This is a genomic window from Pseudomonas sp. KBN12P06040, assembly GCF_037574965.1.
Lineage (GTDB): Bacteria > Pseudomonadota > Gammaproteobacteria > Pseudomonadales > Pseudomonadaceae > Pseudomonas > Pseudomonas aeruginosa.
Genome location: NZ_JBBELS010000001.1, coordinates 4,673,531 through 4,692,183 on the forward strand (window position 1 = coordinate 4,673,531; position 18,653 = coordinate 4,692,183).

The window sequence follows — 18,653 nt, forward strand, 5'->3', positions numbered from 1 at the left end:
GACTCCTGAGGGGGAATGGGAGGTTCGGGCAGGTATCAGGCGCGGAGCAGCAGCTCCAGGCGCGACATGAAAGCATTCAACGGAGCGAGGCCGGCGCCGACCTTGAAGCGCGCCAGGGCGCCCTGCCAGGCGAAGCCGATGAAGCCGGCCAGGCTCGCGCAGTCCTCGTCGGCGGCCAGTTCGCCGGCCTCGCGCGCCTGCTCCAGGCAGTCCTGGAGGATTTGCGCGGAAGCCTGCAGGATCGACTCGACCTTGGCCGCGATCGGCGGCGACAGCTCGGCCATCTCGAAGCTCAGGCTGCCGATGAAGCAGTGGTATTCGGGCTTTTCCTGGCGGGCGAAGTGCTCCAGCAGCTCGCCGTAGTAGCGCAGCACCCGCTCGCGCGGGCTGAAGCGGCTGTCGCCGAGGGCCTGGGCGTAGCGCGCCAAGCGCGGCGCGTAGACGTGCTCCAGGGCCTGCTGGGCGAAGGCTTCCTTGCTGTCGAAGTAGTGATAGAAGGAGCCCTTGGGGATGCGCGCGGCCTGGACGATCTCCAGCACCCCGGTGCCGTGGTAGCCACGTCGGGTCATGACCTCGGAGCCCTTGGCCAGGATCAGTTCACGCTTGTCGAGTCGGTTGCTAGTCATGGAACGAGAGAATATGACCGGTCGTCTCGTCCGCCCAGCATTATCAACGGCGGTGATCAGGCGTTACAGGCAGGGGCTTATCGCGTTGCGTCATGAACCGGCGCAAGACAGGAAAGGAAGCGGCGGGACGCGAACGCGTCCCGCGGGAGATCAACCCAGGGCCTTCTCGATGGCTTGCACCAGGGCCGGGTCGTCCGGCGCCGTGCGCGGGCTGAAACGCGCCAGCACGCGACCGTCGGGACCGAGGAGGAATTTCTCGAAGTTCCAGGTGATGTCGCCGGGAAACTCCGCGCCCTCGCCCGCCAGCAGGCGATAGAGCGGATGCCGCGCGCTGCCGTTGACCTCGACCTTGGCGCTCATCGGGAAGCTGACGCCATAGTTCAGGCTACAGAAGGACTGGATATCCGCCTCGCTGCCCGGCTCCTGGCCGGCGAACTGGTTGCAGGGCACGCCGAGCACCGCGAAACCGCGCTCGCGGTAGGTCTGGTAGAGATTCTCCAGGCCGGCGTACTGGGGTGTCAGGCCGCATTTGGAGGCGACATTGACCACCAGCAGCACCTTGCCCTTGAACGGGGAAAGCGGCAGGTCCTGTCCATCCAACCCCTGCAGGGTGAGATCGTGAAAGGCACTCATGACGTACTCCTTGCGCATTCAGCGACACAACGTGCCAAGCCCCGCACCGGGCAAGAACCCTGGCTGCGGCGCATCCCCAGGGACGGGGTAAAGAGCCCAGGCATGGCGCATGACGCGAAAGGCGCCCAAAGGCGCCTTTCGCTATACCAGCTTAGCAGTTCCGCCGGCGGACGGCCCAGGCCATCAATCGGCGAATGAACGCCGATCAGTGGTGGTGACCGCCTTCGCCATGGATGTGACCATGGGCGATTTCCTCGGCGTTGGCCTCGCGCACGTCGACTACCTTGACCTTGAAGTTCAGGCGCTGGCCGGCCAGCGGATGGTTGCCATCGACGGTCACGTCGTCGCCGTCGATGTCGCGGATGGTGACGATCTGCATGCCGCCGTCCGGAGCCGAGGCGTGGAACTGCATGCCGACTTCCAGTTCGTCGACGCCTTCGAACATCTCGCGGGTCAGGGTCGCGACCAGTTCGGCGCTGTATTCGCCATAGGCGTCTTCCGGCTCGATGGCGACGCTCAGTTCGTCACCGACGTTCTTGCCTTCCAGGGCCTTCTCCAGGCCGACGATGATGTTGCCGGCACCGTGCAGGTAGACCAGCGGCGCGCCACCAGCGGAACTGTCGATGACATCCCCGGCGTCGTTGGTCAGGGTATAGTCGATGGAAACCGCCTTGTTGGCCGCGATCTGCATGGTTCGAAACCTTTTCGATAAAGAAGATGAATGCGTAAGTGTACGCATCAATAGCCCCGAAAGCGACCGCGCCCCTGATGAACGGGGCGCGCGAGCGCCGTCGCGGGTGATTGATTTTCATCAGGACGAGGAAGGCCATTGGGTGGCAGTCTTGTCCTGTGGCCATACTCAACACCTGCGCCACCAACCGCCCTGGCAATCGCGCGCCTGGGTCCTTGACGAAAACGAGCGGCACAGACAGCTCGGCCGCGAATTTCGCTGCGGCTGGTGTGCCCGGGAAGAAGAAGAGCAGACCAAGGAGCAGTGATGCCCTCACGCAACATACTGGTGATCAACTGCGGCAGTTCGTCGATCAAGTTCGCCCTGGTCAACGAGGCCCACTCCCTGTTTCCCCTGCACGGCCTCGCCGAGCGCCTGGGCAGCCGCGATGCGGTGCTGCGCTGGAAGCGCGGCGGCGACAGCGACAGCCTGATGATTCCCAACGCCGACCACCGCGCCGCCCTCGCCCAGTTGCTGCCGATGGTGCAGAACGCCGCGGGCGGCAAGCTCCACGGCATCGGCCACCGGGTGGTGCATGGCGGCGAGCTGTTCACCCATGCCACGCGCATCGACGACCGGGTGGTCGAGGCGATCCGGGCCACCGCGCCGCTGGCGCCGCTGCACAACCCGGCCAACCTGCAAGGCATCGAGGCAGCGATGACGCTGTTTCCAAAGCTGCCCCACGTCGCCGTGTTCGACACCGCCTTCCACCAGAGCCTGCCGGAGCACGCCTACCGCTACGCCCTGCCGGAAGCCCTCTACCGCGAGCATGGCGTACGCCGCTACGGCTTCCACGGCACCAGCCACCGCTACGTCAGCCACCGCGCCGCGGAAATGGCCGGGTTGGCGGTCGGCGACAGCAGTTGGCTCAGCGCCCACCTTGGCAATGGCAGCTCGACCTGCGCCATCGTCAACGGCCAGAGCCTCGACACCAGCATGGGCCTGACCCCGCTGGAAGGCCTGGTAATGGGCACCCGCAGCGGCGACGTCGACCCCAACCTGCACAGCCACCTGGCGCGGACCCTGGGCTGGAGCCTGGAGCGCATCGACTCGATGCTGAACAACGAAAGCGGCCTGCTCGGCCTCTCCGACCTGTCCAACGACATGCGCACCCTGGAGCAGGAGCGCGAGCAGGGCCACCCCGGCGCGGCCCTGGCGATCGAGGTGTTCTGCTACCGCCTGGCCAAGTCCCTGGCGGCGATGAGCTGCGCCCTGCCGCAACTGGACGGGGTGATCTTCACCGGTGGCATCGGCGAGAACTCGCCGCTGGTGCGCGCCAAGACCGCCGCCCACCTGCGGCTGTTCGACCTGCGCCTCGACCAGGAGGCCAACGCCCGCTGCGTGCGCGGCGTCGCCGGGCCGATCCAGGCCGCGGGGCATCCGCGGGTACTGGTGATCCCGACCAACGAAGAGCGGCAGATCGCCCTCGACACGCTGGCCCTGCTCGACTGAACTGGATCGACGCCCCCGCCCAACCAGGCGGCGTGGCCAAACGCACGGCTTAAGGAGCCCAGATGCATACCTTCTTCATCGCCCCGACCGGTTTCGGCGTCGGCCTCACCTCGATCAGCCTCGGCCTGCTTCGCGCCCTGGAACGCGCCGGGCTGAAGGTTGGCTTCTTCAAACCCATCGCCCAGCTGCATCCCGGCGACCTCGGCCCGGAGCGCTCCAGCGAACTGGTGGCGCGCACCCACGGCCTGGATACGCCGAAGCCGCTGCCGCTGGCCCAGGTCGAGCGGATGCTCGGCGACGGCCAACTGGACGAACTGCTCGAAGAGATCATCAGCCTCTACCAGCGCGCCGCCGCCGACAAGGACGTGGTGATCGTCGAAGGCATGGTACCGACCCGTCACGCCAGCTACGCCGCGCGGGTCAACTTCCACCTGGCGAAGAGTCTCGACGCCGAGGTGATCCTGGTCTCCGCGCCGGAAAACGAGACGCTCACCGAACTGACCGACCGTATCGAGATCCAGGCCCAGCTGTTCGGCGGTCCGCGCGACCCGAAGGTGCTCGGGGTGATCCTCAACAAGGTCCGCGGCGAGGCCGACGCGGCCAACGCCGAGGACGGCGTGGCGGACTTCGCCCGGCGCCTCACCGAACACTCGCCGCTGCTGCGCGACGACTTCCGCCTGATCGGCTGCATTCCCTGGCAGGACGAACTCAACGCCGCGCGCACCCGCGACATCGCCGATCTGCTCAGCGCACGGGTGATCAACGCCGGCGACTACGAGCAGCGCCGGGTGCAGAAGATCGTGCTATGCGCCCGCGCCGTGCCCAACACCGTGCAACTGCTCAAGCCCGGCGTGCTGGTGGTGACCCCCGGCGACCGCGACGACATCATCCTCGCCGCCAGCCTGGCCGCGATGAACGGCGTACCCTTGGCCGGCCTGCTGCTGTGCAGCGACTTCCCGCCCGACCCGCGGATCATGGAACTCTGCCGCGGCGCCTTGCAGGGAGGCCTGCCAGTGCTGTCGGTGGCCACCGGCTCCTACGACACCGCGACCAACCTGAACCGGATGAACAAGGAAATCCCGGTGGACGACCGCGAGCGCGCCGAGCGGGTCACCGAGTTCGTCGCCGGGCACATCGATTTCGAATGGCTCAAGCAGCGCTGCGGTACGCCGCGCGAGCTGCGCCTGTCGCCGCCGGCGTTCCGCTACCAGGTGGTGCAACGCGCGCAGAAGGCCGGCAAGCGCATCGTCCTGCCCGAGGGCAGCGAGCCGCGCACCGTGCAGGCGGCGGCGATCTGCCAGGCGCGCGGCATCGCCCGCTGCGTGCTGCTGGCCAAGCCGGACGAGGTCCAGGCGGTGGCCCAGGCCCAGGGCATCGTGCTACCGGAAGGCCTGGAGATCATCGACCCGGACCTGGTGCGGCAGCGCTACGTCGAACCGATGGTCGAGCTGCGCAAGGGCAAGGGGCTGAACGCGCCGATGGCGGAGCAGCAACTGGAGGACAGCGTGGTCCTGGCGACCATGATGCTTGCCCTGGACGAGGTCGACGGCCTGGTCTCCGGCGCCATCCACACCACCGCCAGCACCATCCGCCCGGCGCTGCAACTGATCAAGACCGCGCCCGGCTACAACCTGGTGTCGTCAGTGTTTTTCATGTTGTTACCGGACCAGGTGCTGGTCTACGGCGATTGCGCGGTGAATCCCGATCCTTCGGCCAGTGACCTGGCCGAGATCGCCGTGCAGAGTGCCGCGTCGGCGCAGGCTTTCGGCATCCCGGCACGGGTCGCGATGATCAGCTACTCCACCGGCGACTCCGGTTCCGGGGTGGATGTCGACAAGGTTCGCGAGGCCACCCGCCTGGCGCGCGAGCAGCGCCCCGACCTGTTGATCGACGGACCCTTGCAGTATGATGCCGCCGCCATCGCCAGCGTCGGCCGCCAGAAGGCGCCGAACAGCCCGGTGGCCGGGCAGGCCACGGTGTTCATCTTCCCCGACCTGAACACCGGCAACACCACCTACAAGGCGGTGCAGCGCAGCGCCGATTGCGTCAGCGTCGGGCCGATGCTGCAAGGCCTGCGCAAACCGGTGAACGACCTGTCGCGCGGCGCGCTGGTGGAAGACATCGTCTACACCATCGCCCTCACCGCCATCCAGGCGGACGCCCAGGCCCCGGCCTGAAGGAACGCCGCCCAGTGGGCGGCACTGGCTTCGGCCAGGCACGAGGATGTGCCATGTGAACGGCGGGACCACGCCCCGCTCCACGCGCCCGGCCCTGGCCGGGCGCCTACGTACAAGGACTCCTTGATGCTGTCGTTTCTCCCCCATTTCCTGCGCGGCTCCCTGGCCGGCCTGCTGCTGGTGTCCAGCACCCTGTGCTGGGCCTGCCTGCTGTTCGGCATGACCCTGGTCAAGCTGTTCCTGCCGTTCGCCGCCGCCCAGCGCCTGTGCAGCAAGATCATGAGCCTGATCGCCGAAGGCTGGATCGCCTGCAACAAGGGCTGGATGAACCTGGTCCAGCGCACCCGCTGGAACGTCCAGGGCCTGGAGGGCCTGGAGTACCAACACTCCTACCTGGTCACCAGCAACCACCAGAGCTGGGTCGACATCCTCGTCCTGCAATACCAGTTGAACCGGCGCATCCCGCTGCTGCGCTTCTTCCTCAAGCAGGAACTGATCTGGGTCCCGATCATCGGCCTGTGCTGGTGGGCCCTCGATTTCCCCTTCATGAAGCGCTACAGCAAGGCCTACCTGGCCAGGCACCCGGAGAAGAAAGGCCAGGACCTGGCGACCACGCGCAAGGCCTGCGCCAAGTTCAGCCGCATCCCGGTAGCGGTGTTCAACTTCCTCGAAGGCACCCGTTTCACCCGCGCCAAGCACGACGAGCAGCAGTCGCCGTTCCGCCACCTGCTCAAGCCCAAGGCCGGCGGCATCGCCTTCGTCCTCGACGCCATGGGCGAGCAATTGAAGACCCTGGTCAACGTGACCATCCACTACCCGGACGGCAGCCCGACCTTCTGGTGCCTGCTTTCCGGACGCCTGAAGGACGTCGTGGTGCGCTTCGAGGAACTGGAGATTCCGCGCCAGTTCGTCGGCAAGAGCTACGACCAGGACGCCGGCTACCGCGCGGAATTCCAGCAATGGGTCAACCAGCTGTGGGAGCGCAAGGACCAGTTGCTCGACAGCCTGCACCGCGAGTTTCCCGGTAACGCCAAGGCGTAGGACGAAGAGCGCCGACCAGCGCCCATGAAAAAGCCCGCCGAATGGCGGGCTTTTTCTTCCAGGCCGCGATCAGTACTGCGGCTGGGTCTGCGCCGGGCCCTGGGCGCCCGGAACCGGTCGCAGGTTGACCTCGACGCGCCGGTTCTGCGCGCGACCGTCGGCGGTGGAGTTGCTCGCGATCGGCTGGTCCGGGCCCATGCCGCGGGTACTCAGGCGGGTGCCGTCGACGCCCTGGGCGGTCAGGTAGCCGGCCACGCTCTGCGCACGACGCTGGGACAGGTCCATGTTGTGCTGGCGGCTGCCGGTGCTGTCGGTGTAGCCGACGATCTCGATGGTGTTCTGGTTGTACTGCTTGAACGAGTTCGCCAGGTTGTTCAGCGGCGCGTAGAAGCTCGGAGCGATGTTCGCCGAATCGGTGGCGAAGGTGATGTTGCCCGGCATGATCAGCTTGATGTCGTCGCCCTGGCGCTGCACTTCCACGCCGGTGCCTTCCATCTGCCGACGCAGCTCGGCTTCCTGCTTGTCGGCGTAGTAGCCATAGCCCGCGGCGGCGGCGCCAGCGACGGCAGCGCCGATCAGCGCGCCCTTGCCACGGTTGTTGTGGTCGATCGCGGCACCGGCGACGGCGCCGGCCAGCGCACCCAGTCCGCCGTACTTGGCCGTCTTGCTCATGCCACCCTGGCTTTGGCTTTGCGTGTCGTAGGGGTTGTTGTTGGCACAACCGGCGAGCAGCGCCAGTGCGGTGACGGCTGCGGCCAGAGGCAGGCAACGGGAGGTGAACATGGGAAAACTACTCCTCGAGGTACTGAAACGCCCCTGCGTGAGGGGCGGCCGACATCTTAGAGCATAGCCAGGTGGCAAAATTCCCGATGCTCGGAAAAATCCTTTTCAGCCCCTGACGAAGGGATTCTCGCGCATCTCCTCGCCCAGCGTGGTATCCGGGCCGTGGCCGGCGACCACCGTGGCATCCTCGTCGAGGCTGTATAGGCGCTGCCGGATCGAACGTTGGATCGCCGCCGAGTCGCCGCCCCACAAGTCGGTGCGGCCGATGCCGCGGCGGAACAAGGTGTCGCCGGCGATCAGCAGCTTCGCCCGGGGGAACCAGAAACTCATCGAGCCCGGCGTATGCCCCGGCGTGTGCAGTGCCACTCCACAACCGCAGGCCAGTTCCTCGTCGTCGGCCAGCCAGCGGTCCGGGGCCGGCACCGGCGTGTAGGGCACGCCGAACAGTTGGCACTGCATCTCCAGGTTGTCCCAGAGGAACTGGTCGTCCTTGTGCAGGTGCAGGCTGGCGCCGGTGCGCTTCTTCATCTCGCCGGAGGCGAGGAAGTGATCCAGGTGCGCGTGGGTATGGATGATGCTGACCACTTGCAGGCCGAGGCGGTCGAGGCGCTGCAGGATCAGTTCGTGGTCGCCGCCCGGATCGACGACGATGGCCTTCCTGGTCAGCGGATCGCCAATGATGGTGCAGTTGCACTGCAAAGGCCCGACGGGAAAGGTTTCGCGGATCAGCGCGGGGGATGTCGACATGCAAGACTCCGATCACGGTAGGCGCGGCAAGCGCGCCATGGATTTCTATGAAACGCCAAGCATGGCACATCCGCCTGGTGCCGAGGACCGTCGGCGTCGGCTCAGGGCGCTTCGCGGTAGTCGCTGGGCAGCTTGCCGGTCCACTTGCGGAACGCCCGGCGGAAGTTCGACGAGTCGTTGAAGCCGAGCAACAGGGCAATCTCGTACAGCGGTAGCTGGGTGGTGGTCAGGTATTGCAGGGCCAGGCGCTTGCGCACATCGTCGAGGACCTGCTGGTAGGTGGTGCCCAGCGACGACAGGTGCCGGCGCAGGCTGCGCCCGCTGGTGTGCAGTTCGCGGGCGGCCTGTTCGAGGTCGGGGAAGTCGCCGGGACGCGCCAGCAGCAGGCGGCGCACACGGGTCAGCAGGCCTTCCTGGACGTCCAGGGTGGCCAGCAGCGCCTCGCACTGCTGCTCGCACATCTGCACCGTGGCCGGGTTGGCCAGCGCCATCGGTCGTTCCAGGTACTCGCTGGGCATGCTCAGCCAGTGCCAGGGCTGCTCGAACTCCGCAGCCACCCCGAACACCTCGGCGTAGCGCCGGGCATGGGCCGGCGGCGGATAGGCGAAGCCGACCCGCACGTCCTGCAACGGCTCGCCGACCAGGAAGCAGGCGATGGAATACAGCGTCGCCATCAGGCCCTCGGCGGCGAACACCGAAGCGGCGCCCAGCGGCATCGACTCCACCGCGCGCAACTCGGCGCGGCCGTCATCGAGCACCAGTTCCAGTTCGTAGGCCAGGCCGAGCACCCGGTAGTACTTGAGGGCGAACTGGATGGCCTTGCCCAGGTTGGCGCTGGACAGCACCGCGTAGCCGAGGATGCCGTGGGCGGAGACGTTCAGGCGCTGGCCGAGCACCAGCCCCAGCGCCGGCTCGCCGCACAGGGCCTGGGCGCTGTAGGTGAGCTGGTTGAAGTCGAGGAAGGACAGGCGGCCGTTCGGGCTGTCCAGCACCTCGGGACGCACCCGCGCAGCGTCGAACAGCGCCTGGCGGGACACGCCGTACTCTGCGACGAGATCGAGGAGTGCCTCGGCATAGGCCACCGGCACCAGTTCGGCGGTGAAATTGAGCGGTTGTTTCATGGCTGTTTATTGTTCTGACCGCTGGCCGGATATGACCGGAAAGTTGGCAGAAGATAACCTTGTGAGGCTATCCCCCGCAAGCGATAGTCGATCCCATGGTCCTTCACCATCACAGGGAGCCGCTATGGCCAGCACCACCCCCGAAGGTCTGGAGATCCGCCCGCGTCATCTGGACTTCGACCTGCCCGATCCGATGCCGCGCCATTGGCACAGCGGCGACGCTTTCAAGACCCACATGTTCAACGCCATGTCGGTGCTGTTCCCCGATGGCGAGCGCTTCTTCATCGACTCCGTGCGCCACTACCGCGAGCGGGTCGAGGACCCGGCGCTGAAGCAACAGATCCGTGGCTTCATCGGCCAGGAAGGCCACCACAGCCGCGAGCACCTGGTCTACAGCGACCGCCTGCGCGCCCTCGGCTACGACATCGACCGCCTGGAAGGCGGTGCCAAGCGGCGCATCCGCTTCGCCCAGCAGAAACTGCACCCGTCGCGGCAACTGGCGGCCACCGCGGCCCTGGAGCACCTCACCGCGATCATGGCCGACGGCCTGCTGAGCAACCCCAGGTGGCTGGAAGGCGCCGACCCGACCATGGCCCGCCTGTGGCGCTGGCACGCACTGGAGGAAACCGAGCACAAGGCGGTGGCCTACGACGTGTTCATGCTGGTCAACGGCAAGGCCAGGCTGCGCCGCCGGGCGATGGTCCAGGGCACCTTCTTCTTCGCCCTCGACACCACCAAGGGCCTGGTCCACATGCTCAAGCGCGACGGCCTGCTGTGGAACTTCAAGGTCTGGCGCGACGGCATCAAGTGGCTGTGGGGCAAGGACGGCGTGTTCCGCTCGCTGGTGGGCGTGTACCTGGACTTCTACAAGAAGGACTTCCACCCCTGGCAGCACAATAACCTGCACCTCATCGAGCAGTACCGCGACCAGTTCGAACCGGAACCGAAGGCCGCCTGACCCTCCTCGCCTGGTATTTCGGCCTTTCGTCCATGCATTAAAAAGCCCGCGACTGACCAGCGCGGGCTTCTTCATGACGGCCTGGGATCAGGCCATCAGGAAGCGCAGTGCATCCGCCGCGGTCTGCTCGGGAATCTCCTCCATGGGGATATGCCCGACGCCCGGATAGGTCTTCACCTGGATCCCCGGCAGGTCGCGTTGCCACAGCGGTACGTGCTTCGGCGAGATCCAGCGGTCGCGTTCGCCCCACATCAGCAAGGTCGGCGCGACGATCCGGGCGATGCGTTCGCCGGAGGTGCCGAGTTCCTCGCGGTTGACCTTCAGCAACACGCGGAAGATCTCCATCATGCCCTTGCGGTTGCCCGGGCGGCGGCTCAGGTCGTAGTAACGGTCGACCACCCCCGGCTTGATCCGCCCCGGCTCGCCATAGACTTCCTTGATGCCCTGGGCGATCAGCGCCCGCGGCATCCACAGCGGCATCGCCAGGGTCGAGCCGGGCAGCGCCGCCGAGGCGATCATCCACGGCACCTTGCGCATCTGGTAACCGGCCGGGTCGATCAGCACCAGCCGCTCCACTCGCTGCGGCTGCGCCAGGGCGAAGTTCCAGGCGATATAACCGCCCAGGGAGTTGCCGGCGATCGAGGCCTTGTCGATCTTGAGGAAATCGAGCAACTGGCCGAGGATCGCCACCATGCGCTCGCCGGAGTAGCGGCTGTCACGCCCCGGCCCGGTCAGGCCGAAGCCCGGCACGTCGAAGCGCACGATGCGGAAGTAGGGCGACATCGCCTTCACCCAGTCGTCCCAGGTGTGCAGCGAGGCGACCACGCCGTGGATCATCACCAGTACCGGCTTGTCGCGGCTGCCTTCGTCGCGGTAGTGCAGCGGGAAACCGTCCAGCTCGATGAAGCGCGAGCCGCTGGACGGTGCGGCGTAGCGCTCGCGCAACGACTCCAGCGAGAGGGAGCCGAAGCCCAGGCGGGCGAATCCGACCGCCAGCGGCGGTTGCAGCAGATAGGGTGTCGCGGACATGGACGCACGTCTCCCGTCTTGTTGTTATGACAGGGCATCAGAGCATGGCCACGGCGGGCTGCGAGCCCAACCTAGGTTCTGTAGGCGCGAGCGGCGACTGCCCGGCTGTTACCCTTGCAGTCTCGTCGGAGCCTGGGTGCTGGGACAGAGCGTACCCACCAGCAGGTCGCCGAGCACCCGCTTGACCCGCGGCAGCTCCAGCGGGTCGCTGGCATTGAGCAGCTCCAGCGAAGCCGCCTCCATCGCCCAGATCAGCACCCGGTAGGTCAGCGCATCGTGGGCCGCGCCCTGGGCGCCCAGGCGCTCGGCCCACAGCTCGATAATCTTCAGGTGCGCGCGCTGCCGGTGCGCCGCCAGCGGCGAGCCGGCATGCAGGGCCTCCTCCTGCATCATGCGGATGATCGGACCGACCGCCAGGTGGTAGTCGAAGAACAGCGAGACCATCGCCCGCAGCCAGTCCTCGTCGCTGCCGGCCTCGCTGCGCAGCCCGCCGAAGCGCGCCAGCAGCAATTGCACGGCGCTGTGGTAGATGCTTTCCAGCACCTCCAGCTTGCCGGCGAAATACTTGTAGAAAGTCCGCCGCGAGACCCGCGCCGCCTCCAGCAGGTCGTTGACCGTGGTCTCGGCGACCCCCTTGCGGGTGAACACCGGGATCGCCGCGAGCTGGATGTTGGTCCGTTGCAGATGCCCCACCAGCGGCCCCTCGCCCTGCGCCGCCTGGCGCGCCAGCGCGCCGTAGCCGCCGAGGTCCTCGAATACCGCCTGCAAGCCGTCCCACTGCGCCGTTGCCATCCCGTCCGCCCCAATCGAAGCGCGGGGTGACGGCGGCCCCGGCCATCGCTAACCTAGGCCGATCCACGCGCCCCGCAAGGAAAGTCCGTGCCGACCCTATCACGCCGCCTGCTCTGGCCGCTGGCCATCCTTTTACTGGTTCTCGGCCGCCCGCTCGCGGCCGCCGACCTCTACTACCTCGGCCAGCGCATCCCGGACATCCAGAAGCCCTGGGACAGCCACGACTACCAGGTGCTGATCGACGCCCTGAAGAAGATCGAGGAAACCCAGAAGAACGCCCTGCCGCGACGCAGCGGCGAATTCACCGGGCCGCTCTACCTGCGCATGGTCAGCGAGGAAAACTTCCGCCCGCAGCTGAACATCTACAGCCCCTTGGAGATCCGCCAGAACGAGGCCCGCGAAGTACTGTTCAAGCTCAAGGAGCTAATGCGCCTGTACTTCGACTTCCGCGCCGCCAAGCAGCCCTACGGCGCCGAGGCGCTGGGCCTGATGAGCTACTCGCTGCGCGAGCAGTCGATCCTGTTCACCCTCACCGTCGAATTCTGGATGACCCTGTCCCAGGCCGAGCAGCGCAACCCCGCGCGCCTGCAGGGCATGCAGGAAACCAAGGCGGCCGCGGCGATGCTCACCGGCAGCGCCCTCGACTACCTCGGCCTCACCGCCCAGTTCGAGCGCCAGGACCTGGTGCTCTACTCCGCCGAACTGGCCAAGGAAATGCCCGAGCTGTTCATCCACCTGCCCTCCCCGGTGCGCGCCCAGTTGCTGGAACGCATCGCCGCTTTCGCCAAGGACCACCCTTACCCCGAGGTCCGCGACAACATGCGCGACCTGCAACCGGTGTTGCAGGCGATCCAGGCCGACGTGGAAAAACAGCTGGCGCCCGGGCGGAACGCCAAGGCACCGGACAAACCCCTGGACCTGAGCCCGCCTCCGGAGGGGAAACCCAGCGGCGTCAACGGTTTATGAGCGGCGGATTGGACTCTCGCAGCCCTTTGCCGTAGACTGGTCGTCGACCTGTCAAGGTTTTGGGGCCGATTAGGATTCGACGCCGGTAACAAAACTTGAGGGGCATGCCGAGCTGGTAGCAGAACTCGTAAATTCGCTGCTGCAAACTTATAGTTGCCAACGACGACAACTACGCTCTAGCTGCTTAATGCGGCTAGCAGTCGCTAGGGGATGCCTGTAAACCCGAAACGACTGTCAGATAGAACAGGATCGCCGCCAAGTTCGCTGTAGACGTAACGGCTAAAACTCATACAGCTCGCTCCAAGCACCCTGCCACTCGGGCGGCGCGGAGTTAACTCAGTAGAGCTGGCTAAGCATGTAGAACCGATAGCGGAGAGCTGGCGGACGGGGGTTCAAATCCCCCCGGCTCCACCAAACGCAAACGATAAGCCCCTGATTTTCCTAGTGAATTTCAGGGGCTTTTTCTTTGCCCAGTCCCTTGCCTGCTCCTCCAGCGCCGGGCCTTTCCTGTTGCCGGCTCGCCTTGCTGCTCCCTCCCCTACCGTGACCGACACCCGGCGAGCTTCGCCAGCCCGCTCTTTTGGCTGCGGACGCGCGGAATGATATTTCCCGAATCTGTTAATGAGACCGTTCGATTCCGCCGCCAACAAGGCTCTGGAACGCTGGCAGGAAAACATTCATGGCTTCAGGTTCGAAACTCCCCGTCCAAGAAAACGAGCCTCCGAGAAACCGACGCATACTTTTCGTCAAGCACAGAAAAAGAATTTGAGCTAGACACTCACTACCAGGGTAAGCAGGCGTCTTATATCCCTGGAAAGCGAAACCTAAAACAGAGATTCCAAAACACGATAAACCGGCCTCCACAGACGCTCGAAGGACAAGAAAAATGAAAAAGGAACCGAAAGGAGCAAAAAACAGGATAGTCATCGCCAAAGATGAGAAGAACGTTCTAACCTGCACCAGCGAAGGGTTCGAATATACGCCAGACATCGTCAAGAACGTCTACGGAAAGAGCAGCCGACCCGCACTGGAAGACTGGTTCCTGACGGAACTTGATTTCTTTCGCAGGTATTACCCGGGATACGAGATTTTCACCCTCGGCTCCAGTTGTGTCTTCGGCGAAAAGTTCGTGAACTACCTGACCATCTGCGAATTCGACATAGACAGTACCTACGCCTTCGACTGTCTCAAGAAGGCCCTGAGGGAGTCCGACCAGGCCATTAGGCGGAAACTCTCCGCCATGTGGAAATGGGACATAGCCGCCAGGAAGGACTGGAGCATCGTCTTCATGGTTGGGCACATGGACTTCGCCTACTTCCTCCAGCACAGGAAGGAGTTCCAGGGGGATGCCCATAAGCGCTTCATGAGTACATTCACCACGGCGGAGACGAAAATCACCTCTCGCGACTACAAGGTCATGCATGACGGCGCGATCCTGCCCTTCGACGAAACGGCCCTGTCGCCGGAAGACAGGTTCATTTTCGAGAACTATCAAAAGATAAAGTTCGAAACCACGCCACTATGAAGTTAACGGACAAAAGCGAAAGGCGCCCGGCCGGACGCCTTTCGCCAATAAACTCCAGCCACTCGCCAGTTTGTTTTAAGCACCTCTACGAAGTCCAGGAGTTCCGACTCCTGGCCGACTCTTCCAGAGCCCCGCAATAAAACTACAAATCAAAAACATCCTCAGACTGGACGCTTGAAAAAACACCGTTGGCAACGTTTCAATTCCCACCATGTCTTCCGCATGGATCAGTGGGAAAACTCATGTCACTACAGTCTGAAATGCTCGTGGAGCAGAAAGTTTCCAACGCCCAGAAATCCACCGGCACCGCCTATCTTCTGTGGTTCTTCCTGGGCGGTTTCGGCGCACACCGCTTCTACCTGGGGAAAACCGGCACGGCGGTTACCCAACTGATCATCACGCTGATCGGTTGTTTCACCCTGTTCCCCCTGATCATTACCGGCATCTGGTGGATCGTCGATGCCTTCCTGATTCCCGGCATCATCCAGGGCCATACGGAGCAGACCCGCCGCGACGCCCGGCTGGAAGTTGCAGCGCTGCAGGTAGCCGGCGCTTCCGCGTCGCACCCTCAAGACTGACCGGCGCACCTCGCTACGGTCCTCGGCGGGCCGGAGAAGAAACCAATGCCGGGAGGTGGGACAAGGAGAAGTCCCCCTCTGCGTTTCTTCCGCTGGCGATAGGTGCCGACTCGTTCAATCCCGAATTGGCCGCCAGAACGGCCAGCACATCTCACTGATGCAAGGACCCGCACATGAGTGGAAAACCCGCCGCCCGCGTCACCGATCCAACGACCTGCCCAGTGCCAGGGCATGGCAGCAACCCCATCGTCCAGGGCTCTCCCGACGTCGTTTTCGACGGCCTGCCGGCAGCACGGCAAGGCGACACCTCAGCCTGCGGAAGCCCGATGATCTCAGCCGTTTCGTCGACGGTACTCATCAACGGCCTACCGGCGGTGACGCTGGGTAGTATCGGGGCGCACGGCAACGTGGTGATCGGCGGCTCGGGGACGGTACTCATCGGCGACGTCTTCACGCCCGCCCCGCGCGCTCCCGCCCTTCCCCTTAACCGCAACAGCGTGCCCTGTTCCGGGCGCTTCCAGCTCATCGACCACGAAACGGGCAAGCCCGTCGCCGGACGCCGGGTCAGGGTCTGGTCGAGTGGCGGCTGGAATGCGTTCGACACCACGGATGCCGACGGCATGACCTCCTGGATCGAGCGCCCCACCGCGGAGACCCTCTACATCGACCTGGTGCAGAGGGGCGACGCATGAGCGACCAGCCCAGCCTGTCCCGGGGAGGCATGAGCCCCGAAGGCAGGACCAACCCCGTCGGCACCCTGGAATCCAGGCTCGATCCGCAGGACAAGAAGGTGCTGTGCTCGGCGGTCTGCCATTGCAGCAGCACGCCCAACCTCAGCCAGGATGGCAAAAGCCTCAAGCAGGCGTGCGTGGCACAGCGGCTGGGAGAGTTGGACGAAGTTCTCCAGGGACGCAGCCCCTACAAGCCCGAGGTCAGCTACGACATGACCAAGAACCCACCGCAGCCGATTCTCGATAGCCAGACCGGTAACAGTCCACATGGCTGGATACCGGGATGGATCAGCAAGTATTGGGATGAAGATCCGGAGCATCCGCCGTTCAAGCCAGGGAAAGGAATGATTCGCAGGCCCGACGTGATCATCGTTCAGAATCCCAACAGGCCGCCAACCCAGGACAATATCAAACAGGTGGTGGAGATGAAGTTTCCGCCTGACCCACATAATAGGGAACAACTTGAGGATTATGCAGCGATTGCCGGCAACAAGAACAAGATTGTTGAAATGAAACCCTCCGACTGCGACTGTGGCCAGGAAAATCAACGATCCAAGGTGCCAGTAGAGCAAGCAGGGTGGGCCGTCGCCATCGCAGGTGGAGTGATGTTCGTCTTGACCCGAGGCCGTTCCCCTCGCCCGATGATTCCCGCCTATTGATCAAGAGGAAAAGCCCATGGAACAGCCATTCGATCTGGCTGCAGAGTTAGCCAAGCAACCCCATCTACTGGAAATAGCCGGCAACCTGTTGATGAAGGGCGGCCCCGAAGACTATATCGGTGCCGTGCTTTGCCTACGTGGTACTCTCTACTTCAAAGAGGCCCATACCCCACTGGTACGTGAGTCATTATGCCAATGCTTCGATGAGTTCAAGCGCCTGGCAGAGCCTCACCTCACCTGGCTCTGGCGTGAAGAGCCTGCACAAGGAAAGCCACTGACCGCATACCGTGACACCCAACCACTGCGCGAGATGATGGGGGCAATGGATGAAGACGATCATCTCAGCTTCTGCTACACCAGCGGCAAGAAATCCCGCGATGCAGGCGCCTGGCTGTTTGATATTTACGGCAAGCGGAGCTGGCAAGCCAAAATGGGCCATGATCTTAGTGTTCTGGAGTTCTCCGTACCTCTGCTATATCAAGAGCGGCAGCCATTGGATTTCCTACAGCTGTTTATTGACTTCGCACGGCGACTAGAGCCGGAGCAGGGGTATGCGGGGCATGCCTACAATCTCTCGCCGACCAGTTGGGACAATGACGAGCCCTCCGAAGCCTTTATGGCGGCGCGTATGCCGGGTTTGGATGTAGGGACGGCTTGTCTGCTGGCCAATACTCCCGAGTTCAAACCTACAAGAATCAAAACTGTCAGTTGGCTAACCCTCCTGAACAACGAGCGCCTGGCGCTGGCCGGCGGGCTCGATGCCCTGCGTGCGCAACTGCCCTCCAGCCACTTTGCCTTCTACCGCTACGGCGATGGCGTGGTAATCCAGGCCGGTGCCTATCCCTATATCGCGGGTGATGCGGAAGACTCCAGACCCGCTCCGTATGTGCTGCTGAACCACGCGCTCAAAGGCATTCGCTATGAAACCGTCGGCTCGCTACACGGCGGCTCCCACGACGGCGAATTGCGGCTGGTGGGCTGGGCGGCCGATCAATGGCTGAAACGGCTGGATGTGGAAGACAGCGAACTCCCCCGCTGGCGCGACAAATTGCTCAACACTGAGCCATGCTTGGACGCGACGAACTCACTGCCGGAGCGCCCGTAGGGGCTTACGTTTTCTGGGATCAAAAGTGCTCGCCAAGGCTACACTCCCTATGAGGCGAGCCTGACAGAAAAATAAATATGTCCCCTTTTTCCTTCTTTTTCCTTACCTAAACGACTACATCAGCCTCCGCGCAAACCCACCTCCCACGAACAAGCCCCTTCAGCTCATCGACGCTAAGAGTTCGATCACGCCTGCGATGAACAACTGCATGGCAATTTGCACAGAGGGGCACCAGGTCAGTTTCAGGGTTCACGGCTTTGGGGGCTTCGAACTCAGAAATGGGCTGCGTGTGGTGAACGTGGATAAAACCCTTCGCGTACTCGCCGTATGCCTTTCCGAAATCAAAACCGCACGCCTTGCAAGCTACACCATGAATCGCAATTGCCTGGAGACGCAGCGTTGGGTCACGCTCGTAGCGGACCCCGTAGTAGGTGGACAGACTGCCCTCGGTGCGAGACTCGAAGCCCCCCAAAGCTCTATCGCCCCAACTCTCGGCAACCTGCAAAGGCTTAATCTCGGCCCTTGCCAGGATGCTATCAAAGGTGACCTGTCCAATCTCCCGGACACCACTACGCCAGTAGTTGCTGGCCTTCGATGGCGGAATGGGCTCTAGGTAGCTATTCCCTTCTTTTGCCAGGACTGCCTGCTCAAATGGCTGAAAACTCTCGATCAACGCGAAGAGATCACCTTTCGAGCTTTCAGGGTCAGGGTAAACCTTGCCGATACGCGCAATACCAAAGTAATGCGGCTGAGCACTGAGGCGCTGATCAGCAAAGGACTTATCTGTCAGCTTGCCCTTGTAGTAAACCACCTGCACCCCTGGCTTAAGGATGGCGCTGTATCGCCTTGGGTAGTGGTAGACAGCTCCAGTTTCGTCGTCCCAGATCGACACATCATTCTCAGCGATAACGGCGGGCATAGCTGCAGAGTCCTTTCATGATGGTTGAGCGACAGCCTATCAGGCACCTGCCCAAAATCGAACCTGGCAAAGAGCGGGGCA

20 protein-coding genes and 1 other RNA gene are annotated in these 18,653 nt (G+C 63.9%); 12 read left to right on the forward strand and 9 right to left on the reverse strand.

Features of this window, described 5'->3' with window-relative positions; genetic code table 11:
- Nucleotides 1–35 precede the first annotated feature (35 nt).
- The 3 genes from VQ067_RS21975 to VQ067_RS21985 all read right to left on the reverse strand — a co-directional run bounded on the left by VQ067_RS21975 (nucleotide 36) and on the right by VQ067_RS21985 (nucleotide 1,950).
- Entirely contained in the window at nucleotides 36–626 is a 591-nt protein-coding gene (locus tag VQ067_RS21975; protein WP_003085819.1) for a TetR/AcrR family transcriptional regulator, read from the reverse strand.
- A 150-nt stretch (nucleotides 627–776) separates the two neighbouring features.
- Complete coding sequence (locus VQ067_RS21980; protein ID WP_003109429.1) at nucleotides 777–1,259, reverse strand: glutathione peroxidase; 483 nt, start codon at nucleotides 1,257–1,259, stop codon at nucleotides 777–779.
- Between the two features lie 205 nt (nucleotides 1,260–1,464).
- Nucleotides 1,465–1,950: an FKBP-type peptidyl-prolyl cis-trans isomerase gene (locus tag VQ067_RS21985; RefSeq protein WP_003085816.1), complete on the reverse strand. Its 486-nt coding sequence runs from the start codon at nucleotides 1,948–1,950 to the stop codon at nucleotides 1,465–1,467.
- Between VQ067_RS21985 and VQ067_RS21990 the strand changes: the two genes are divergently transcribed.
- The 4 genes from VQ067_RS21990 (at nucleotide 1,919) to VQ067_RS22005 (ending at nucleotide 6,659) form a co-directional block, all read left to right on the forward strand.
- Nucleotides 1,919–2,257, forward strand: a complete 339-nt coding sequence (locus VQ067_RS21990; protein WP_003109430.1) for a DUF3565 domain-containing protein — start codon at nucleotides 1,919–1,921, stop codon at nucleotides 2,255–2,257. The two genes, VQ067_RS21985 and VQ067_RS21990, sit on opposite strands and share 32 nt — an antisense overlap.
- Entirely contained in the window at nucleotides 2,257–3,441 is a 1,185-nt protein-coding gene (locus VQ067_RS21995) for an acetate kinase (protein WP_003085814.1), read from the forward strand. Before VQ067_RS21990 ends, VQ067_RS21995 begins: the two co-directional genes overlap by 1 nt.
- A 62-nt stretch (nucleotides 3,442–3,503) precedes the next feature.
- On the forward strand, nucleotides 3,504–5,618 hold the full coding sequence (gene pta / locus VQ067_RS22000; RefSeq protein WP_003085813.1) for a phosphate acetyltransferase: 2,115 nt from the start codon (nucleotides 3,504–3,506) through the stop codon (nucleotides 5,616–5,618).
- A 126-nt stretch (nucleotides 5,619–5,744) separates the two neighbouring features.
- A complete protein-coding gene (locus tag VQ067_RS22005) occupies nucleotides 5,745–6,659 on the forward strand; it encodes an acyltransferase (RefSeq protein ID WP_015503427.1) in 915 nt (304 codons plus the stop codon).
- A 69-nt stretch (nucleotides 6,660–6,728) separates the two neighbouring features.
- Here the strand turns inward: VQ067_RS22005 and VQ067_RS22010 are convergent, their stop codons facing one another.
- The 3 genes from VQ067_RS22010 to oruR all read right to left on the reverse strand — a co-directional run bounded on the left by VQ067_RS22010 (nucleotide 6,729) and on the right by oruR (nucleotide 9,310).
- Nucleotides 6,729–7,442: an OmpA family protein gene (locus VQ067_RS22010; RefSeq protein WP_003085808.1), complete on the reverse strand. Its 714-nt coding sequence runs from the start codon at nucleotides 7,440–7,442 to the stop codon at nucleotides 6,729–6,731.
- A 105-nt stretch (nucleotides 7,443–7,547) separates the two neighbouring features.
- On the reverse strand, nucleotides 7,548–8,189 hold the full coding sequence (locus VQ067_RS22015; RefSeq protein ID WP_003085806.1) for an MBL fold metallo-hydrolase: 642 nt from the start codon (nucleotides 8,187–8,189) through the stop codon (nucleotides 7,548–7,550).
- A gap of 101 nt (nucleotides 8,190–8,290) precedes the next feature.
- On the reverse strand, nucleotides 8,291–9,310 hold the full coding sequence (gene oruR / locus VQ067_RS22020; RefSeq protein ID WP_003114220.1) for an ornithine utilization transcriptional regulator OruR: 1,020 nt from the start codon (nucleotides 9,308–9,310) through the stop codon (nucleotides 8,291–8,293).
- 124 nt (nucleotides 9,311–9,434) lie between these two features.
- Between oruR and VQ067_RS22025 the strand changes: the two genes are divergently transcribed.
- Nucleotides 9,435–10,268 carry a metal-dependent hydrolase gene (locus tag VQ067_RS22025; RefSeq protein ID WP_003109433.1) on the forward strand — a complete coding sequence of 278 codons (834 nt, stop codon included), beginning with the start codon at nucleotides 9,435–9,437 and terminating at the stop codon, nucleotides 10,266–10,268.
- An 87-nt stretch (nucleotides 10,269–10,355) separates the two neighbouring features.
- Here the strand turns inward: VQ067_RS22025 and VQ067_RS22030 are convergent, their stop codons facing one another.
- A complete protein-coding gene (locus VQ067_RS22030; RefSeq protein ID WP_003085798.1) occupies nucleotides 10,356–11,297 on the reverse strand; it encodes an alpha/beta fold hydrolase in 942 nt (313 codons plus the stop codon).
- A 108-nt stretch (nucleotides 11,298–11,405) separates the two neighbouring features.
- Nucleotides 11,406–12,089, reverse strand: a complete 684-nt coding sequence (locus VQ067_RS22035) for a TetR/AcrR family transcriptional regulator (RefSeq protein WP_003085795.1) — start codon at nucleotides 12,087–12,089, stop codon at nucleotides 11,406–11,408.
- Between the two features lie 87 nt (nucleotides 12,090–12,176).
- On the opposite strand from VQ067_RS22035, the gene VQ067_RS22040 reads away from it, so the two are divergent.
- From VQ067_RS22040 to VQ067_RS22070, 7 genes are all read left to right on the forward strand, one after another.
- Nucleotides 12,177–13,055, forward strand: a complete 879-nt coding sequence (locus VQ067_RS22040) for a hypothetical protein (protein WP_003140868.1) — start codon at nucleotides 12,177–12,179, stop codon at nucleotides 13,053–13,055.
- A gap of 61 nt (nucleotides 13,056–13,116) precedes the next feature.
- Nucleotides 13,117–13,469: a transfer-messenger RNA gene (gene ssrA / locus VQ067_RS22045) on the forward strand.
- Between the two features lie 472 nt (nucleotides 13,470–13,941).
- Nucleotides 13,942–14,580, forward strand: a complete 639-nt coding sequence (locus VQ067_RS22050) for a hypothetical protein (protein WP_003109444.1) — start codon at nucleotides 13,942–13,944, stop codon at nucleotides 14,578–14,580.
- 242 nt (nucleotides 14,581–14,822) lie between these two features.
- A complete protein-coding gene (locus VQ067_RS22055; protein ID WP_003140884.1) occupies nucleotides 14,823–15,158 on the forward strand; it encodes a TM2 domain-containing protein in 336 nt (111 codons plus the stop codon).
- A gap of 173 nt (nucleotides 15,159–15,331) precedes the next feature.
- Nucleotides 15,332–15,850, forward strand: coding sequence for a PAAR domain-containing protein (locus tag VQ067_RS22060; RefSeq protein ID WP_003140886.1), 519 nt, complete (start codon nucleotides 15,332–15,334; stop codon nucleotides 15,848–15,850).
- The gene (locus VQ067_RS22065; RefSeq protein ID WP_003111822.1) at nucleotides 15,847–16,548 is read left to right on the forward strand and encodes a VRR-NUC domain-containing protein; all 702 of its coding nucleotides are present in this window, start codon (nucleotides 15,847–15,849) and stop codon (nucleotides 16,546–16,548) included. Before VQ067_RS22060 ends, VQ067_RS22065 begins: the two co-directional genes overlap by 4 nt.
- Before the next feature lie 16 nt (nucleotides 16,549–16,564).
- Nucleotides 16,565–17,653 carry a DUF3396 domain-containing protein gene (locus VQ067_RS22070; RefSeq protein ID WP_003140888.1) on the forward strand — a complete coding sequence of 363 codons (1,089 nt, stop codon included), beginning with the start codon at nucleotides 16,565–16,567 and terminating at the stop codon, nucleotides 17,651–17,653.
- Between the two features lie 106 nt (nucleotides 17,654–17,759).
- On the opposite strand, the gene VQ067_RS22075 is transcribed toward VQ067_RS22070, so the two are convergent.
- Nucleotides 17,760–18,572, reverse strand: coding sequence for an HNH endonuclease (locus VQ067_RS22075; protein WP_003114208.1), 813 nt, complete (start codon nucleotides 18,570–18,572; stop codon nucleotides 17,760–17,762).
- Nucleotides 18,573–18,653: the final 81 nt, after the last annotated feature.

Excerpts from the sequence above, each read along its gene's own strand:
- VQ067_RS21975 (WP_003085819.1), bottom strand. The coding sequence starts at position 626 with ATGACTAGCAACCGACTCGACAAGCGTGAACTGATCCTGGCCAAGGGC.
- VQ067_RS21980 (WP_003109429.1), bottom strand. The coding sequence starts at position 1,259 with ATGAGTGCCTTTCACGATCTCACCCTGCAGGGGTTGGATGGACAGGAC.
- VQ067_RS21990 (WP_003109430.1), top strand. The coding sequence starts at position 1,919 with ATGGAAACCGCCTTGTTGGCCGCGATCTGCATGGTTCGAAACCTTTTC.
- VQ067_RS21985 (WP_003085816.1), bottom strand. The coding sequence starts at position 1,950 with ATGCAGATCGCGGCCAACAAGGCGGTTTCCATCGACTATACCCTGACC.
- VQ067_RS21995 (WP_003085814.1), top strand. The coding sequence starts at position 2,257 with ATGCCCTCACGCAACATACTGGTGATCAACTGCGGCAGTTCGTCGATC.
- pta (WP_003085813.1), top strand. The coding sequence starts at position 3,504 with ATGCATACCTTCTTCATCGCCCCGACCGGTTTCGGCGTCGGCCTCACC.
- VQ067_RS22005 (WP_015503427.1), top strand. The coding sequence starts at position 5,745 with ATGCTGTCGTTTCTCCCCCATTTCCTGCGCGGCTCCCTGGCCGGCCTG.
- VQ067_RS22010 (WP_003085808.1), bottom strand. The coding sequence starts at position 7,442 with ATGTTCACCTCCCGTTGCCTGCCTCTGGCCGCAGCCGTCACCGCACTG.
- VQ067_RS22015 (WP_003085806.1), bottom strand. The coding sequence starts at position 8,189 with ATGTCGACATCCCCCGCGCTGATCCGCGAAACCTTTCCCGTCGGGCCT.
- oruR (WP_003114220.1), bottom strand. The coding sequence starts at position 9,310 with ATGAAACAACCGCTCAATTTCACCGCCGAACTGGTGCCGGTGGCCTAT.
- VQ067_RS22025 (WP_003109433.1), top strand. The coding sequence starts at position 9,435 with ATGGCCAGCACCACCCCCGAAGGTCTGGAGATCCGCCCGCGTCATCTG.
- VQ067_RS22030 (WP_003085798.1), bottom strand. The coding sequence starts at position 11,297 with ATGTCCGCGACACCCTATCTGCTGCAACCGCCGCTGGCGGTCGGATTC.
- VQ067_RS22035 (WP_003085795.1), bottom strand. The coding sequence starts at position 12,089 with ATGGCAACGGCGCAGTGGGACGGCTTGCAGGCGGTATTCGAGGACCTC.
- VQ067_RS22050 (WP_003109444.1), top strand. The coding sequence starts at position 13,942 with ATGAAAAAGGAACCGAAAGGAGCAAAAAACAGGATAGTCATCGCCAAA.
- VQ067_RS22055 (WP_003140884.1), top strand. The coding sequence starts at position 14,823 with ATGTCACTACAGTCTGAAATGCTCGTGGAGCAGAAAGTTTCCAACGCC.
- VQ067_RS22060 (WP_003140886.1), top strand. The coding sequence starts at position 15,332 with ATGAGTGGAAAACCCGCCGCCCGCGTCACCGATCCAACGACCTGCCCA.
- VQ067_RS22065 (WP_003111822.1), top strand. The coding sequence starts at position 15,847 with ATGAGCGACCAGCCCAGCCTGTCCCGGGGAGGCATGAGCCCCGAAGGC.
- VQ067_RS22070 (WP_003140888.1), top strand. The coding sequence starts at position 16,565 with ATGGAACAGCCATTCGATCTGGCTGCAGAGTTAGCCAAGCAACCCCAT.
- VQ067_RS22075 (WP_003114208.1), bottom strand. The coding sequence starts at position 18,572 with ATGCCCGCCGTTATCGCTGAGAATGATGTGTCGATCTGGGACGACGAA.